General features: G+C 40.3%; 12 protein-coding genes, 1 tRNA gene and 1 pseudogene. 11 read left to right on the forward strand and 3 right to left on the reverse strand.

From position 1 onward, the window contains the following. The first annotated feature begins 2 nt into the window (after positions 1–2). Both metC and B6A27_RS05775 read left to right on the forward strand, forming a co-directional pair. Entirely contained in the window at positions 3–1,184 is a 1,182-nt protein-coding gene (metC, locus tag B6A27_RS05770) for a cystathionine beta-lyase (protein WP_080860660.1), read from the forward strand. Between the two features lie 332 nt (positions 1,185–1,516). Beyond that, a complete protein-coding gene (locus B6A27_RS05775; RefSeq protein ID WP_080860811.1) occupies positions 1,517–2,524 on the forward strand; it encodes a YeiH family protein in 1,008 nt (335 codons plus the stop codon). 102 nt (positions 2,525–2,626) lie between these two features. On the opposite strand, the gene B6A27_RS05780 is transcribed toward B6A27_RS05775, so the two are convergent. Then, positions 2,627–3,529 carry a LysR family transcriptional regulator gene (locus B6A27_RS05780; RefSeq protein WP_080860662.1) on the reverse strand — a complete coding sequence of 301 codons (903 nt, stop codon included), beginning with the start codon at positions 3,527–3,529 and terminating at the stop codon, positions 2,627–2,629. Positions 3,530–3,853: 324 nt separating this feature from the next. Between B6A27_RS05780 and B6A27_RS05785 the strand changes: the two genes are divergently transcribed. After that, positions 3,854–4,909: a polysaccharide pyruvyl transferase family protein gene (locus tag B6A27_RS05785; RefSeq protein ID WP_080860664.1), complete on the forward strand. Its 1,056-nt coding sequence runs from the start codon at positions 3,854–3,856 to the stop codon at positions 4,907–4,909. A 137-nt stretch (positions 4,910–5,046) separates the two neighbouring features. Here B6A27_RS05785 and B6A27_RS05790 read toward each other — a convergent pair whose 3' ends face one another. Beyond that, positions 5,047–5,583, reverse strand: coding sequence for an HD domain-containing protein (locus B6A27_RS05790; protein ID WP_066148381.1), 537 nt, complete (start codon positions 5,581–5,583; stop codon positions 5,047–5,049). Positions 5,584–5,801: 218 nt separating this feature from the next. On the opposite strand from B6A27_RS05790, the gene B6A27_RS05795 reads away from it, so the two are divergent. The 6 genes and pseudogenes from B6A27_RS05795 (at position 5,802) to B6A27_RS05825 (ending at position 13,726) form a co-directional block, all read left to right on the forward strand. Beyond that, positions 5,802–5,874 (forward strand) — tRNA-Val (locus B6A27_RS05795). A 583-nt stretch (positions 5,875–6,457) separates the two neighbouring features. Continuing rightward, positions 6,458–6,868 carry a helix-turn-helix domain-containing protein gene (locus B6A27_RS05805; RefSeq protein WP_161491031.1) on the forward strand — a complete coding sequence of 137 codons (411 nt, stop codon included), beginning with the start codon at positions 6,458–6,460 and terminating at the stop codon, positions 6,866–6,868. Then, entirely contained in the window at positions 6,865–7,623 is a 759-nt protein-coding gene (locus B6A27_RS05810) for an ImmA/IrrE family metallo-endopeptidase (RefSeq protein ID WP_080860667.1), read from the forward strand. The genes B6A27_RS05805 and B6A27_RS05810 overlap by 4 nt, the downstream gene beginning before the upstream one ends. Before the next feature lie 2 nt (positions 7,624–7,625). Further along, on the forward strand, positions 7,626–8,210 hold the full coding sequence (locus tag B6A27_RS05815) for a PIN domain-containing protein (protein WP_080860669.1): 585 nt from the start codon (positions 7,626–7,628) through the stop codon (positions 8,208–8,210). A 184-nt stretch (positions 8,211–8,394) separates the two neighbouring features. Then, a pseudogene (locus B6A27_RS05820) lies at positions 8,395–9,541 on the forward strand (IS3 family transposase). Positions 9,542–10,303: 762 nt separating this feature from the next. After that, positions 10,304–13,726, forward strand: a complete 3,423-nt coding sequence (locus B6A27_RS05825) for an ATP-binding protein (RefSeq protein ID WP_080860671.1) — start codon at positions 10,304–10,306, stop codon at positions 13,724–13,726. Positions 13,727–13,961: 235 nt separating this feature from the next. Here B6A27_RS05825 and B6A27_RS05830 read toward each other — a convergent pair whose 3' ends face one another. After that, a complete protein-coding gene (locus B6A27_RS05830; protein WP_080860673.1) occupies positions 13,962–15,386 on the reverse strand; it encodes an ISL3 family transposase in 1,425 nt (474 codons plus the stop codon). A 204-nt stretch (positions 15,387–15,590) separates the two neighbouring features. On the opposite strand from B6A27_RS05830, the gene B6A27_RS05835 reads away from it, so the two are divergent. Beyond that, entirely contained in the window at positions 15,591–16,670 is a 1,080-nt protein-coding gene (locus B6A27_RS05835; protein WP_066149349.1) for a PDDEXK family nuclease, read from the forward strand. A 298-nt stretch (positions 16,671–16,968) separates the two neighbouring features. Next, positions 16,969–17,328 carry a DUF4145 domain-containing protein gene (locus B6A27_RS05840; protein ID WP_236631797.1) on the forward strand — a complete coding sequence of 120 codons (360 nt, stop codon included), beginning with the start codon at positions 16,969–16,971 and terminating at the stop codon, positions 17,326–17,328. The last annotated feature ends 172 nt before the right edge of the window (positions 17,329–17,500 follow it).

Genomic DNA, 17,500 nt, shown 5'->3' on the forward strand with positions numbered 1-17,500 from the left:
CAATGGAAAAATCATTTTCATTTCAAACCAACTTATTGCATAACAAATGGAAAGTGGATGAGCAGACAGGAGCGGTCAGCGTGCCCATTCAGCACGCTTCGACGTTCCATCAAGCGGATTTTGATGTGTTTGGAAAGTATGATTATAGCCGATCTGGAAATCCGACGCGCGAGGCGCTTGAAGAGACGATAGCGGAGCTGGAAGGAGGAATCCGCGGCTTTGCCTTCTCTTCGGGAATGGCGGCGATTTCGACCGCGTTTTTGCTGCTTTCCAAAGGGGATCATGTGCTCGTGACCGAAGATGTATACGGCGGAACGTACCGAATGATTACCGAGGTATTAAGCCGTTTTGGCATCGAGTACACGTTTGTCGATATGACGGATTTGCATGCAGTCGCTTCCCGCATCCGGCCAAATACAAAAGTGATTTATGTAGAAACCCCTTCCAACCCGCTATTAAAAATTACGGATATTTGCGGCATTGTGAAGCTGGCAAAAGCGAACGGTTGTTTAACCTTTTTAGACAATACGTTTATGACTCCGGCATTGCAGCGGCCGCTTGAGCTCGGCGTCGATGTTGTGTTGCATAGCGCGACAAAATTTTTATCAGGACATAGCGATGTGGTGGCCGGGTTAGCGGTTGTCAAAGATCGCGGGCTGGCTGAGCGGCTGTATAAGCTGCAAAATGCCTTTGGCGCCATATTGGGAGTGCAAGATGCTTGGCTCGTTCTGCGCGGCTTAAAAACCCTTCACGTCCGTTTACAGCAATCAAGTCAATCGGCGCTGAAAATCGCTTCGTTTTTAGCGAAGCACCCAAAGGTAGAGGAAGTGTATTATCCAGGACTTTCTTATCATCCGGGACATTCGGTACAACGGTACCAAGCAGAGGGATTTGGCGCGGTGCTTTCGTTTCGCTTAGCAGATGAAGCGGCCGTCCGTACGTTTGTCAAGCATGTCCAAATTCCGGTGTTTGCCGTCAGCTTAGGAGCGGTCGAATCGATCTTATCGTATCCGGCTAAAATGTCGCATGCGGCGATGCCAAAAGAGGAAAGAGAACGAAGAGGAATTACAGATGGCTTGCTGCGCTTAAGTGTCGGATTGGAGGCCGCAGAAGACTTGATTGCCGACTTTGAACGAGGATTGTCCTATGTCAGCGCGAAAGAAAGCTTGGCTCCATCATTCTAAAAGCCAACGTCCGCTTTTTCTTAGGATAAGAGCATGCGAGAAGGTAGCCTCTTTCAATTGAATATGGACCACCGCCTGTGGAAAATAGACCTTTCTAAACATGTGCTGTTGCATGAAGGAAGGTCTATTTTTTATTATTCGGCAGACGACCCATCGTTGTCACGACCGGAGACAAGCGCAGATGACGATTGTTATAAAATTTACTTATGGTATTTATTGAAAATTATTATTTCACTTATGAAAGAAACCGGGATATGCTGAAGAGGACCATTGGTCAGCGATCTGGACGATCCATTATAAAAAGAGGTGAAGCATCAATGAAAAACGACATCATGGCTGTTTTCAAGCAACCGTCTTCGGATCGCCGTTTGGCTTGGAGATGGATAGGAGGAGTTGCCTTTTCTTTTTTGTTTGCGGTGCTCGGCTTTGCGTTCGCATCCATTCCTGGCTTGGAGCATTTAGGGCCGCTCGCCTGTGCGATTGTGCTGGCCGTTATGTATCGTCACTTTTTTGGCTATCCGGAAGCGCTTCGGTCTGGAATTCAATTTGCCGCCAAACACTTATTAAGGATGGCGATCATTTTGTTTGGCTTCAAGCTGAATATGGCTGTTGTCATTCATCAAGGTTTAGGGCTTCTTCTTCGCGATGCGGCCGTCATCGTTTTTTCCATTTGGATGATGATGTCACTCGGCAAAATCGTCAAAGCGAACGCTTCTTTATCGCTGTTGCTTGGAATTGGAACAGGGGTGTGCGGGGCCGCTGCGATTGCCGCTGTGGCTCCGATTGTAGAGGCGAAGGAAGAAGATACGGCGATATCGGTAGGAATCATTGTGCTGGTTGGGACGGTTTTTTCATTGGCTTATACATTCATTCAGCCATTTCTGCCCGTTTCTCATAAGCATTACGGAATTTGGTGCGGAATCAGCTTGCACGAAATGGCGCATGTGGCGCTAGCCGGTGCGGCGGCCGGACAGGATGCATTAGCTTTTGCATTGCTGGCGAAGCTGGGGAGGGTTCTATTGCTTCTACCGCTCAGCTTGTTATGTATGTATTGGATGAAGCGAAAAAAGAAGAACGCTGACACGAAGGAAAAGAAAATCGAATTTCCTTGGTTTTTACTCGGTTTTATGCTGTTGAGCTTATTTGGCAGCGTCGTTTCTATCCCGAAGCCGCTTTTGAACAGCCTCTCTTCTTTGACTTCTTTTATGCTGACAGCGGCGATGGTAGGCCTCGGCTTAAATGTCAGCCTTCGCGATCTGCGGACAAAAGCGTTGCGCCCGTTGGCTGCAATATGTATCACATCGATTTTGCTATCCTTCCTCTCTTTTTTTGTCGTTTAGCCCATATATAGTTGAGAGGATGGAGCTTATAGCGGAGCGGATTGGCAAGCAGCCGCTCCATATTTTTTCGTTCGAAGGAATGGGCGGGATGTCCTTCTATGATCACCCGCCCAAAAAGCTTTTGGTTGCGCCCTGCTCCCGCAAAATATCGATAAACACTTCCATCGCTTTTGTGTAAAACGGCGTCTTTTGCGTAATAAAGGAGAATTGGCGCACAAAAGGTGCATCATCTATATGGATTTGCCGCAAAGAACCAAGCGCCAATTCCTTTCTCACCGTCCATTGTGAAAGAAAGGTAATTCCCAACCCTGCTTCTACCGCTTCTTTGATTAACTGGGTACTGCCAAACTCCATGAGCTGGCGTGGATAACAGTGGGATTTTGCAAATAGCTGATCGGTTGCTTTGCGCGTGCCTGATCCTTTTTCGCGAATGATCCATGTCTCGCGGCAAAGCTCCTCCATTGTCGCCGTTTGCTTTTGAGCGCACGGATGATGGGCGGAGGCGATGATGAACATTTCGTCCTCGGCAAATGGCTCGATATAGACATCTTTCGGTTCAATCTCCATTTCGATAATGCCGATATCTAATTGATGATTGCTTACTAATTCCGTGATTTCATGAGAATTGCCAATAGTGATGGTCGGTTGAATGTCCGGATATTGTGCACGCAATTGTGCTATCAGATGGGGAAGAATATATTCGCCGTAAGTGTAGCTGGCACCGATCGCGAGCGTGCCGCTCGCCCGGTTCATTAAGTCATCAAGCAAATGGTTCATGCGGGTATAAAGCCCCAATATTTCTTTAGCATGATGATAGACAATCTGTCCCGCTTTATTCAGCTTTACATACTTATTATTTCGTTCAATCAGCTTTGTTCCTGTGAGGCGCTCTAATGCCTGAATGTGCTGGCTTACTGCTGGCTGTGTCATGTGCAGCTCCTCCGCAGCGCGAGTGAAATTTTGTTTTTCAGCGACTTTGACAAACACCTGCAATAATGGATCCACTTGAGTTCCTCCTGTCCGTATCCCGCTTTATGCTTCATCTTATCATGATTTGGCTTGTTTATCATCCGCTCACTTCCCCTAGAAAGTTCACCACTAGAAATCCTCCTTAATATGCTATACATGGAGAAAATCCGTTTTTGTCCTTCATGCCTATAATTTCCTCCTTAGCTGATGAATCGATGTCATCACCCGCAAAAAGAAGATAAAAAAAGCGGTTGTTTCACGAAAAGGGAGACTGTCGATAAAGCTGGTTGGAATATACATTTACAAAGAAACGAATAGAAAAGCGGATCGGTCAAGGCTGTCGCTATAAGGAGTGTTGCTATGACGAAGGTGTTGTATTTGGGATGGGTAGGCTTTCGAAATTTAGGAGACGAATTGTCATGGCGCTTGTTTCAGCGTTTTAGCAAGAAATACGGCCAATATGAAAAAATCGCTTTTTCTCTGCCGCTGGTGTGCGCCGAACAGATCGCTCCTTATGATGTGGTTGTGCTGGGCGGGGGATCGCTGATAAAGCCTGAATATATGCAAATTTTACAACAAGCGACGCAGATGGAAAAAAAGGTGTTAGTGTGGGGAAGCGGAATCGATGGAATTGACAAGCGAGATGTCGATCTTTTGCTCGCCAACGAGCTGCCCGATCTTACAAAATATTTTTCTTCGCAAGATTCATTTGTGCTTAAGCATGCGATGGCCGCAGCTGCTTTTGCCGGGATTTGCGGACCGCTGAGCCAAAAACTGCTTGAAGCGTTAGCTGCCGATCATGACCATATCTATACCGTCAGCGATCCGGCTCTGCTATTGAAAACGAAACGCCCTCGCCAAAAACGAAACGAAGAAAAAATCATTGGCATTAATTGGGGAACCACTTATAATCGACTATTCGGCCAAAATGAAGAAATAGTTGAAAATGCTTTAGCCAAAGTAGCAAAAAAGCTGATGAGGCAAGGATATCATATTTATATTTACGCCGTTTGGGACAATGATCGGGCAGCGTGCAAGCGGCTTTATGATAAAATCAGCTGCCCGTACCGCGTTGTTTGGGATCAAAAGCTCTATTCAGAAAAACAGCTGATTCGGCTTTTATCCCGTTTTTCGGCCACGATTAATTTAAAGTTGCATGCCAATTTGCTTTCATTGGCTGCCAGCGTGCCGCCGGTGCTGCTCGGTTATCGCTTTAAAGTATTTGATTGTGCCGCTTCGCTCGGTCTGGAGCGATATGTCGTATCGACCGATGCGGTAGAATTGGAAGAGGAGCTTTTGCAAAAGCTGGAGCTAGTGAACCGAAACCGTCAGCACATCGTCCATCAGTATAGCGATTACAGAAGCTTTTACCGGCCGCTGCTTATGGAGCCTTTTCAAAAGGAGCTGTTTTTCTGAATCCGAGTGAAAAAACAAAATCACTCGCGGTTCGATGGCTGTGCCGGCTTGTTGAAAAGGGCAGCAAACACAAACAGCCTTTCCTTGCGCCGGAGCGGGGAAAGGCTGTTTAGGCAGATTCCGAATAAAAAATCCTATTAGATGATATCATCAAGACGTTCCTTTTGCAGCTGGCGATTGACAAGTTCATCAAGCTGCTTAATTTTCTTCAATGCGAGCGCATCATCGATTTGCCGGTAATGGTGCTTGCCGCCTGGTTCTTCATCCGCCTCATCCGCCAGCTTGATAATGGTCTGCAGCGGTTTGCGTTTAAATTCGCCTTCAGGCAAATAAGAATCGGTATGCAGTAGAATCGCCAAAGCGATCTCCTTGGCATTTTGCGGATGCTCGCCCAAGCGAATGAGCAGTTTATGGGCACGCTCGGCACCTTTGATCGCATGTATATCGTTTTGTTTATATTGTTCGTAATCCCATGTTCCGTTGGAGTACCACTCATAGTGGCCCATATCGTGCAGCAGCCCGGCCTTCGTCGCCAAGTCAGCGCTGACGCCATGCTGAATAGCGAGGCGATACGCATGATACGCCGTAGCAATCGCATGAGCGATGCCAGACCGCTTCAAATACTTTTGCGCAACCGGATGGACAAACACGTCTGTTAACGTGACGTATCTCATAAGCTTCCCTCCGTCCGAAATATTTCTTCCTATCATAACACATCCCACAAAATAACGGCAATGGGAAGATATCACGGATTGATGCGAAAGCATGTCAAAAAACCTCACACAACCACTCCACCAAAATGTCCCTCCATTTTTTCAAAAAAGTATTTGACAAACCCCATGTGCGTTTATATAATAAGATATGTGTTCGATAGAGCACTGCAACAACATACGATTCCGTAGCTCAGCTGGGAGAGCGCTACCTTGACAGGGTAGAGGTCGCTGGTTCGAGCCCAGTCGGAATCATCGTAATAAGAAACCGTAAATTCTTGATCTATCAAGGATTTATGGTTTTTTAATATACTCTAATTCTGCTTATCTAGTCATAAAATGGTCGAAATAATATAAGAAATTAACTGAATACCAGATATAGCAACTATATGGAACGAACAGGCGCATGATGATGCGTCTTTTTGTTTTTTTAAATAGTTGCATTTTATGTTTATTTTTCCTTTCACCTTGATACCAAAAAAACAATAAAAACGCCTTTGAAAGCATAATAGAATAAGAAAATCCCTTAGGAACAGGGAATGACCAAGATGGAAACATGCTAAGTATTGATGATGTAATACTTGCTGGGATTGCTAATAATGAAAGTTCACATCTTTGATGGACCAGATTATGCATTCAAAGAAATCATTAGCAAACACGAAGGTTATGCAACAATATATGCTACAAGTTGTTGAGGGCGCGGTTATCAGCTGCACCTTGTTGCAAAGGGGGATGCCAGGGAGATTTAATCAATCTGTAACGATTTATTACATTTTAATAAATAAAATTGACGATAATAAAATAAAATGTAATAATAAGTTACAAAGGGAGGATGAACATGACACCTAATCCATTTGTGTATATGGGTAGCCAAATTCGAATGCTTCGCGAAAATGCAAATTTATCCCAAAGTGAATTGGCAGATTTGTTGAAGGAGCATGGTATTCATTTAAAAAGAGAAACGATTAGCAAAATGGAAAACGGGAACCGCTCGATTTCGGTTGCCGAGCTTCGCGCTTTAGCCTCCATTTTTCATGTGAGCGTGGACATCTTTTTCGAAGATGCGGAAGAGGAAAAGTCTCTTGTAACTCTTTTCAGAAAAAAGAAACCGCTTTCAATAGAAGAGGAAGCTTTTTTAGACTCTATTCATGCAATGGTTTCTTCGCTGATAGGGCAGGAGAAATTGTATAAGGAGCGCAAACAATTTGTTCCGATGGAACCGTTTTGGAAGGGGATGGAAAGGAAGTGATCGACGAAAAAGAGATGCTTAGGCTTGAGATAAAAGAAAAAGCGGATGAACTACGATACAGATTTGCGAAAAAAGGAATGACTGACATATTTGATATTGTCGACGACATCGCCATTCTTATTCGCCAGCCTTTTGAAGATCAGGATGGGAACAAATTTTCAGGTTTTTCTTCATACATTGAAGGCCATTTTGTTGTTTATCTCAATACGATGTTTTCACTAGGACATGAACGTTTTACAGCTGCTCACGAGTTATATCATTTGATGTTTGATAAAGAAGCGCTCATGAGAGAAGGGCTAATGTTTGACGAGCATAGTGAAACAAAAGCGAATTTGTTTGCCGCAGAATTTCTCATGCCGGAAGAGGGGGTCAAAGAGTTTTTTTACAAGCGATGTACAACCTCCCTCATTGAAGAAAAACATATTGTTCGCATCCAACAACATTTTAAGGTCAGTTACAGTGCGATGCTTCGCAGATTGAAGGAATTGCGGCTTATTAGCGAACCGCAATATGAAAAACTAAAACCAATTTGTGAACTTGAACGCGCAGAAGAATTAAAGCAATTAACGATTCATGAAGGGTATGAGCCGACACTTCTACTACCTTCATACAAAAAAACGATACCAGATCGGTTCCTTGAGATCATTATTGATAACTATGTGCAAGGTAGAATCTCTTACGGCAAATTCGCCACGCTCCTTTCCTTTATTGATAAGACCCCTCAAGACTTGGGATATGCACCACCGGAGGTATAAAGGTGTCTATTTTTAGAAAGTGGGAAGTTTCCATTTCCGATACCGATATTTTGATTCATTTGCACAAAGCAGACTGTTTGCATGTGCTCGATTTGTTGTTTGATAAAGTCATGATCCCGAAGCGAATTGAACGGGAGTTGCAGAGAAAAGGGAAGGAGACCATTTTTCAAATTAGAAAAGCAATAAGCAGCGGCTCGCATACCATTTTCGAGATTGTCGATAAAGACCAAGACAGGTTGTTAAAACGGCAAGTTGATAACCATTTCCATCGTTTTATCGACTATATTGATGCTGGCGAGGCCGAGTGTTGTGGTTACGCGGCGGCGCTTGGCGTCCCGATCATTATATCTGACAATACATCAGATCATCCAATTATGGAACAAGAGTTTATCGTTTTGACTTTCAGAGATGTATTGGCACTAGTTGTTTTTTTCGGACTTTTGCCAAAAGCCGATGCGGAAAGCTATTATAATAAAATAAATGATCATCTGACGTATCGTTCGAAATATACATTTGACGAAAGCTACGATAAGTCTATTTTCCGCATTCGTGAAAAAGGATGGCATGTGTTTTTAGGATTAAAATGAGAGTCTTTTGACGGCTCTCATTTGTTGTTTTATGCCATAAAAAAACCTATAAGCTTCACTGCACCCTCATGATATAATGAAAATTGGAAATGACAAGGAGGTACTGATGTTAGTCTAAAAATTGGACACGGAGAATAGGGAGATGATAATCAACTTAATGACAATCGGTTCGAGGTGTCCAATCATGAAAAAGAGAACATTTGATCAAGAATACAAGATTCAAGCCGTTGAGTTATGCTTGGAGGGGGACAAGTCCATCGACCAAGTGGCAAAAGAGTTAGGATTGGCATACAACACTCTTCACCGTTGGGTCAAAGAATACAAAGAAAGCAATCAAGCTTTGTAGGTTCAGGCAGCATCAAGCCACAAAATCAACAAATCATCGAGCTACGCCGTCGCAATCAAGAGCTGGAAGAGGAATTAGTGATTTTAAAAAAGGCGTTAGGCATCTTCACCAGAAGTCATTTACGCGTTCATTTTTCAACATCGAAATGAATTTCGTGTGGTGAAGATGTGCCAAGTTCTCGGTGTTTCTAAAAGTGGGTATTATGCATGGTTGAAACGCCCAAAAAGAGAAAAAAGAACAACTGACCCAACAGATTCGGAACGAGTATCTCAAGTCACGCAAGATTTACGGAAGTCCGAAAATGACGCAAGAACTACGCAAACAAGGGATTTGTGTGTCTCAAAAGACAGTCGCTCGTATCATGAGTGAAGAAGGATTGAGATCGATTACGGTGCATAAATACAAGGCAACGACCAATAGTAATCACCCTTACAACGTGTATGCGAATCTGTTAGACCAGAACTTCCAAGCAACGGCTCCGAATGAAGGATGGATGGCCGATATCACGTACATTCCTACCGACGAAGGATGGTTGTATGTAGCCAGCATCATGGATTGATATATACGAAAGATCGTAGGTTGGTATATCGATAATCGAATGACCAAAGAGTTCGTCATCAAAGCGTTACAGCGAGCGTTAAACAGCGAGAAACCAACAGGAAGAGTGATTCACCACTCGGATCGTGGAAGCCAGTATGCGTCGAATGATGATCAACAACTGTTACAAGAGCATCATTTTCAAGTCAGTATGTCGAGACGTGGAAACGGTTACGACAACGCTTGTATGGAGTCGTTTCATAGCTTAATCAAGAAAGAATGCATTGATCCCAATCGATTCCGTACTCGAAAAGAAGCGAAACAAGCCATTTTTGAGTACATCGAATGCTTCTACAACCGAAAAAGGAGTCATTCCGCTTTTGAATATGTATCGCCATGTGAATTTGAGGCTGCTTACTACGCTAACCAGAGAAAAGTAGCTGCCTAAGTTCAGCTATTTCTCTCTGTTTAACGTGTCCATTTTCTTGACATAATACCATACTGTACTGTCCCCAAGGAGACGGAAAATTCCTCACCGTACATGCCAAGCAGCCGACGATATATCCTAGTTCCTGTATTGCTTTGTTTTCGAGGCCTCTTTCGGTCTTTCTCTAACCACTCATCAATCTGAGTTTTATATGGATCTAACTTTGACTGTTTTGGCTTCCTTAAGCTGGAAGTTGATTTTCATCTTCTCTATTAGCATGTTTTTTGATTGTTTGAAAGCTATGTCTCGTCTCTTTGGCAATGGCTCGCAAGGACATATACAAATATTTGATATGATGTTGTTAGATCATTGTAAGTATCCTTTCTTCCCCTTCTAACTGTTTTTTATCCAATTAGAAGGTTAGTGGTGGGGGGCTAACAATGATTTTTTTATTTTGCAAACTGCTAAACTTTTATCTTGCATCATGCGCTACTTTTATTTTGCATTAAACAACTAAATCGTTTATGATTAACTAAAATGAGACCAGAAAAATGAAAGTTTTTCCCTTTATTCAAATGTCGGGGTATCAAACCGATCGTGAATAATTGCTGTGCTACTTTTGCTTTGAATCGTCTAATAGAAGTAAATGGCGAAATCAGTAAGCATGAATCATTTATTACCGAAAAAATGAAAAAAGCGTCACCTAGATCAGGCCCATCCTATTGAATTAAATGGCCTGATTTTTTGTATTTCTATTTCTGTCCAAAGTGAGGTGTGAGAAAAATGCCTAATTATGATTTTCATGCGTTGTTAGAACCGTTGGAATTTCAAGCGTTAGTATGTGATATTGTTGAGCTTCGAGAAAATATTACGCTGGAAACCTATAAGGAAGGGAGAGATCTGGGAATTGATGGGTTATATACTGATGGAAAGAAAAAAACCATTGTTCAAGCAAAACGCTACAAACCTGGATCATTTAATAGACTGTTTCGTGATTTAAAAAATATTGAATTGCCAAAGGTACGTAAATTGGATCCTGACCGATATATTCTAGGTATTTCAATGGATCTTAGCCAAGATCAACATGAGAAAATAAGAAAATTGTTTAAAGAATATATTCATAGAAGTGGAGATATTATTACTCCCAAAATTATGAATAGCATTCTAGGAAACCCCAAATATAAGCACATTGAGCTTAATTATCCAAAGCTCTGGTTTCAGAGTATGAATGTGTTTCTTAATACTCTACACAAAACAGTACATCGAGGCCTATACAAAGAATCTGAGTTGGAATTTAAAGAAGCTATTAAAAAAATGAAATCTTTTGTTTCAACAAGAGTTTATCGTAAGGCCTTACAAAAATGGAAACAGAATAATGTCATTATCCTCTCAGGAGAGCCGGGCGTCGGAAAGACAACCATGGCTTATGTACTGGCATTAGGTTATCTACAACCAGATAATTTTGATGGTTTTGTTTGGGCGAATTCGATTAAGGATGTTTATGACATGTTTGAGGAAGACAAAAAACAAGTCTTCATTTTAGATGATTTTTGGGGCAGCATCTTTCCAGATGGGTACAAACGAAGAAATCAGGAAAATCAATTAAATAAACTAATAAAGCTTATTTTAGAGTCTAAGAACTATAAACGCCTAATCCTTACAACAAGGGAGTATGTATTGCAGCAAGGTCTTCAAAAAAATCCTTTGTTAAAAGAAACATTAGAGCGATATTCGTTGGTTTGTACGATGGAAGAATACGGATATGATGAAAAAGCCAGAATTTTGTTCAGCCATATTTACACATCAAAGCTTCAATATGAATATGTGGATTATTTATATAAAAGATTCGATGAGATAGTATACCATGTGAATTATAATCCACGTGTGATAGCGCTGTTTTTGGATAAGGAAATGGATTGCTCGCCCAAAGATTATTTTGACGAACTTTGCATCTATCTAGATAACCCTACCGAATTCTGGAAAGATGTATTTTTAGAACTGTCTGATGAGGCAAAAATTTTATCTATGCTTTTATTGATTTCATCGACCCCTATGCTTTTATCGGATATGGAGTGCTGCTATCGAAAGTATATCAGGAATTGTACTCATAAAACTACGCTTAAAAATTTGAGTGAGTGCATAGCTGAACTGGAGAAAACGATGATTAAGTCATACTTTAGCGAAGAAATGGAAGAGATTATGCTAAAGTTCACTATGCCGGCTGTTCAGGATTTTTTATATGAATTTATCACTGAAAACAGCGAACAGTATGTCCCGTTGATTTTACAATGCTGCGCTTTTTACAATCAGCTTCAATTCCTGTTCGAATATATATCGTCACATTGTAGTGACAGTGTAATAGATCTAATAATTCAAGAATGTATTTCGCATTATCATGATTATGACATTAGTTTTGTGGATTATGATGGAAGTTGGAATTGGGATATGGATTTTGAAATTTTTTTAAAAGAGAATGAACTAGATAGGCTCTTTCATTTACTCCGCTGCTGTGATCCGATAAAACACCGTGAGCTATTTAACTTTTTAGAAATGAAAATAAAAAATTACTGTTTATCGATGGGTAGAGGAGATCGAATAGCACAATATAATGATTTGCACAATCTGCCGGATATTATTGTCCACTGCGTTGAAAAAGGGATGTCCTTTAATGGGAAAGATATCATTGATACATACTATAAAGAAGCTTTCAGTGTGTATCATTATCTGGCGATGGAAGAATTTAATGAGGTGTTTCCGGAAGAATATTTTAAATTTCATCAGATTCATTATGAAAAAATTAAAAGAAATTTGAGAGATATCATTCTTAATGAATTAAATTGGTTGTATGAATATGATATGGTGGTCGAATTTGATTTGCTAATCGATGATATTCCAAATGTCCTTAAGGAATTTGGCTTGCGTTATACTAAACAATTTGGTGACAAGATTTATGACTTGACTGGAAGCAGACCGCATATAGTAAAAAAACAAAAAGTTAAGTATGAAAAAGATGAAAATTTTGTTGACAAGGAAGAAATTGAACTCAAGGTCGTTCAAGAGGATGCTGAAAATTGGTTACTGGGACCACAAGAAACTGAATTGGAAGATAAAGAGATAATGGCATTTATATCAAGAAGCCAGCTAAATCCATCTTTAAAAGCAGAGCTGAAAAAGGTAGTGAAAACGACTGATCCTCATTATCTATACGAATGTATGGGTACAAGGGAATCAATTGAACTATTACTTGCGGCGTTTTCCGAGACCAATATTGAAATACCTGATAAAGAAAGCCGTATGATGATGGTGTTGCTTCACCATATAGGTCAAAATAATCCGGAATTGCTAAAGAAGCTCATTAGTTTTTGTGCTGAATCTTTAGTGTTATTTATGTATCAGGAGCAGCCAGTCATACGATTAACTGAATTTTTATCAAGTGAAGTTTATGAATTGTATCTAAAGAATGATGTGGAGTTCCGGAATGTCGTTTTTGAAAAATTACTTTTGAAAGATGAACAATGGGTACGTTTTCTTCATGTTCCATTGTTTATTTTCTGCAACGCATTGATTTTTTCTATGGAAAGCCAGGATGAAGATGGAATCTTGGAAGAGTATTATCAGGATTTATGGGGGGACAATTTTAATAAATTAAAGATTATTGCTAAAGATGGTCAGAAATATAAAACTAGCATTCTATATGCGGACATTGGGCCATATTACTTCAAACGTTTCGATTGGGAAGGGTGCATGTATAGAATGTTTGAAGAATTAGCGCCTTTTCATTTTAATGAATTTTATGTAGCACCAAAACTCAAAAGTTATCTATACAAATTAGGTACCGGGGACATCAATAGCAAAATATTAAACCATGTTTCTCTTTGTAAGTTTACATTTGAGTATACTAAAGTCGGAAATCCTAAATATTCAATTAGTGTCATTGATGATGAGCTGGCTATGATCGATCATTTGGGAATAACAGAAGGGCTCGATGTTTTTCCAAAAGAAGTACCGAAAAGCTTGTTAAGGGAACTTCAGAAAAATGAAGAAATATGTAAAAGAGAAGACGGTACGAAGATATATGTTTATAAAATAAAGGATATGGAAATGTTAAAGGAACTGGGTGTTTACGATCAAATTTATAAATTTATAGAGAAAATTGAGCAGATCTACTCACGATTTTTAAAGAAAGACTTTTCACTCATAAATTGAACAATTATAAATAGGTGCCAATAACGATTTAAAAATGGTTCTCCCACAATTTTGGTGAAGAAATCAAGGATAGATTCATGTGGTTAACTAATATTTTTTTAGAAAAGTATTAAGCGAATGGGTAAAGGACTTTTTTGCTCAGTAAATCGAACTTGGCTCGCCCATACATTTGGCGTTTGATGACCTTTAGACGGTTTACTTGTCCTTCTACAATGCTGTTGCTCCAAGAGTAGGATCATGCGTGTTTGACCGATTCTATATCTGATCGTATGTATTTGATAAATTGTTGTACTTCATGTATCTTACTGTCTTCAGCCTGTAAGAGTCGTTCCTGAAGTGCTTGTTTATTCTTTTGTTCGTTCATCAGCTTCTGGAAGGCCTGAATAACGGATTTTAGCCGATGCAAAGCTTGATGTTGTTTGAAGCACTTGTCAAAGAGGCTTGGTTCCTCCTGCGTAGGGAGAAGTTGGGACCACAAGTATGCTTGTAGTTTATATCTAGAAATACGAATGTTGTTTGTGTTTTTTTCATTCATCTCCCGCTTTCTTAGCCTTGCAATATAGTCCTGTAATGTAGACAATGACTGATCATATCCCTGTTTTTGTATCACAGAAAAGATATGATTGACCGTTGCCTGTGCTTGTAGAAGCTCTAGGATTTCCGAACGGTAGAGATCGGCACGATGTCTACCACGCCGTATAGGCTTCGGGGGCTTTTTCAGCTGTAAGTATTTGTCTAATGTTTTTCTATCCATGCCAAACTCCCTTATGATGTCTGCTTTACGTTGTCCTTCCTTATACCGTAGTTGTACTTGCTGAATCAGCGCCCATCTTTTCTTCTCACTAGCAGTGAGAGAATGGCACTCTTGTCTAGAAGGTCTGTAGTCATCCGACTTTGCAACACAAATAGAAATAGGACGAGGAAAGCTCTTTTTTAAAAACTGCTCCACCTTTTGCGTTAAGTTGTGAAAGAGATGCCAGCGGTCTGTAATCTGTACCGCATGAGGGCATCCTTCACGAATTCCTTTCGCGTATTCCGTGGAACCATCACGAGTTACAACTTGAATAGAAGGATACTTTCGCAGCCAGTTAGACACCTCTTGTACCGTTCGATGTTCCAATAACGCAATCGGCTTTTGGGTTTGTAAGTCACAAACGATACTTCCGTATCGTTGCCCTCTTTTCATGGCCCAGTCGTCAATTCCAATGGTAGTAGGTTCTGTAATAGGAGGTATTTCTTCCTTACGAATCAAATACAGAAAACTATCTGCACTTGTAGGAATCCCATACTGCTTAGAAACTTTACTAGCAGTCTCTGCACTTAGGGTAAAGGCAAGATGCTTGAGAAAGGCGGTCAAGCGACTGGTACGTCTAGCATAAGGAGACCACCAATCTGGAGTTCGCTCCGTAAAAATACGTTGTGAACAGGCAGAATGATCACAAAAGAATTTCCTTGCACGTACATACAGAAATACTTGTAACGATAAAATAGTTACATCTTGAATCACACGCCAGTATCGGCTGTGGACACGCGAAGAAGGCATGTTACATGATGGACAAAGATTCAATTTTTGTTGAGATTGGACATACAACTTGACGCACGAACGATCAACAGAATAAAATAGCAACTTCCAATCCTTATAGAATGTTTGCAGTTCCAAAATAAACCCTCCCGTGATAATAATTTACTACTATAATGACTACGAGAGGGTTTCACCAAAATTGTGGCAGAACCATTTTATCACCGTTGGTGACGATAGTGCATACAAAAGCGTTCTTCAATATAGTTAACTATTGGATTTTTATGTTAAAATCTTAGGGAAAAACATAGAACAATCTGTTTAAATGAATTGGAGGGAGACAGAATGCCGATTGAAGTAGGGATTTGGAAGATCGATAATGAAGTTAAAAAATTGTCTTACTCACCAATAGAATCAGAAAAAAAGCTAGAAGATATATTAGAAAAAGATTTATCGATTCTTTCGGATGATTTGCTTTTAATTGGTCGGCAAATTCAGACTGATTACGGGAAATTTATTGATATGTTTGCATTAGATCAAGAGGGAAACATCTCAATTATCGAACTAAAGAAAAATCGTACCCCAAGAGAAGTTGTAGCCCAAGCTCTTGACTATGCTTCTTGGGTACAAAATTTATCTTACGAACGAATTTTAAAACTTTTTGAGGATAAACAAGGGATTCCTTTAGAGGAAGCATTTGTAGATAAATTTGGGACCGATTTGCCGGAAAAATTAAATGAGTCCCACCAAATAATTATTGTTTCGTCGCAATTAGATGCAGAAACGGAAAGAATTATCAACTATTTGTCCGATAATTTTGGTGTTCCCATTAACGCTGTGTTTTTTAGATATTTTAAAGAAGGAAACCAAGAGTTTATTACGAGAAGCTGGTTAATTGACCCGAATGTTGTGGAAGAAAAATCAAGTAATACAAGGAATGAGAGCAAAACAGAGAAATGGAACAAACAAGACTTTGTCGTTAATTTTGATGACGGACAGTATCGAAGCTGGGAAGATGCGACTAAATATGGTTTTATTTCTGCTGGAAATGGCAAATGGTACAGCAGGACTCTAAAGCAATTATTTGTAGGCGCAAGAATATTTTGTATGATCCCGAAGCATGGATATGTAGGAATCGGAAAAGTGGTAGAAGAGGCAAAGCCGATGCGGGATGTCGAGATTGAGATTAACGAGGAAAGGAAAAAACTTATTGATTTACCGCTAAACGCCCCAAATATGAAACATGATTTAGAGAACGATGAACTATGTGAACATGTTGTACGGGTCGAATGGGTGGAAACTGTTCCAAAGGAGAAAGCATATTGGACAAAGGGATTAAAAGCGAATCAAAACAGTGCATACAAATTAAGAAGCCAGTATACAATTGAAAAAGTTTTAAAATTCTTTGGATTAGAGGAAAGTTAAAAGACGATCCATTTGATTTGGAACGTCTTTGTAATTTTTTCACGATGGCAGCAACTTAGGGAATATATGATGACTTCAACATACATGAAGTTTCGAATCCAATTGATTGGTGTAAGGTGAATAACCTGGCAATGTTTTATTTAGGTTTTTTTGCGTTGAATTCCATTGGAAATGATTAAGGTATACTGTTAATTTTGTGGTAAAATAGAACTAAGAATCTCTTAGAAAAATAAAGGTATTTCTTATCATTGTGATTAGAGTAATAGAGATAAGGAATATGCAAAAACGAGGTGTCCATATGCCGCACAACTTTCATTTTCTTGAGGAAAAATGGGAAGTTCTCGCCAAGGTGGGGGAAACGGCGGAACGGAATGTGTATCAAAATCCAAACGTCGCTATTAGCGAAATGAGAAAATTTGCGGAAACGATTACAAAATATATTTTAGCGTTGGAAGACATTCGCGAAGAGCGGGGAACGGACCAGCAAGAACGTCTAAAAGCGCTCTTTTATGATCAAATCATCCCAAAAGAAATTTATGATTTGTTAAATGTCATTCGCCAAAAAGGGAACAAAGCGGTGCATGAACCAAGTTATGGAGAAGTGCATGAAGCGAAAGCATTATTGCAAATGGCGTTTAGAATCGGCGTGTGGGTTTAGAAAAAGATATTGAGCGTACCGAGTAGCTGTTGCGCGACGAGAAAAATTTGATTATTTGAAACTAAGAGACCGTCATCTGCCAATTGCTTCTGATGGTGAAGCCGAAAATCGAGCTTACAGCCGTTTAGAGCGGCAAACCAAAACTAGACAGCTGGTACAAGAATGCCCGCGA

Origin of the sequence: Anoxybacillus sp. UARK-01, from assembly GCF_002075365.1 — a bacterium.
In the GTDB taxonomy this organism is placed as follows: Bacteria; Bacillota; Bacilli; order Bacillales; family Anoxybacillaceae; genus Anoxybacteroides; species Anoxybacteroides rupiense.

Excerpts from the sequence above, each read along its gene's own strand:
- metC (WP_080860660.1), top strand. The coding sequence starts at position 3 with ATGGAAAAATCATTTTCATTTCAAACCAACTTATTGCATAACAAATGG.
- B6A27_RS05835 (WP_066149349.1), top strand. The coding sequence starts at position 15,591 with ATGCCGATTGAAGTAGGGATTTGGAAGATCGATAATGAAGTTAAAAAA.
- B6A27_RS05785 (WP_080860664.1), top strand. The coding sequence starts at position 3,854 with ATGACGAAGGTGTTGTATTTGGGATGGGTAGGCTTTCGAAATTTAGGA.
- B6A27_RS05825 (WP_080860671.1), top strand. The coding sequence starts at position 10,304 with ATGCCTAATTATGATTTTCATGCGTTGTTAGAACCGTTGGAATTTCAA.
- B6A27_RS05805 (WP_161491031.1), top strand. The coding sequence starts at position 6,458 with ATGACACCTAATCCATTTGTGTATATGGGTAGCCAAATTCGAATGCTT.
- B6A27_RS05775 (WP_080860811.1), top strand. The coding sequence starts at position 1,517 with ATGGCTGTTTTCAAGCAACCGTCTTCGGATCGCCGTTTGGCTTGGAGA.
- B6A27_RS05840 (WP_236631797.1), top strand. The coding sequence starts at position 16,969 with ATGCCGCACAACTTTCATTTTCTTGAGGAAAAATGGGAAGTTCTCGCC.
- B6A27_RS05790 (WP_066148381.1), bottom strand. The coding sequence starts at position 5,583 with ATGAGATACGTCACGTTAACAGACGTGTTTGTCCATCCGGTTGCGCAA.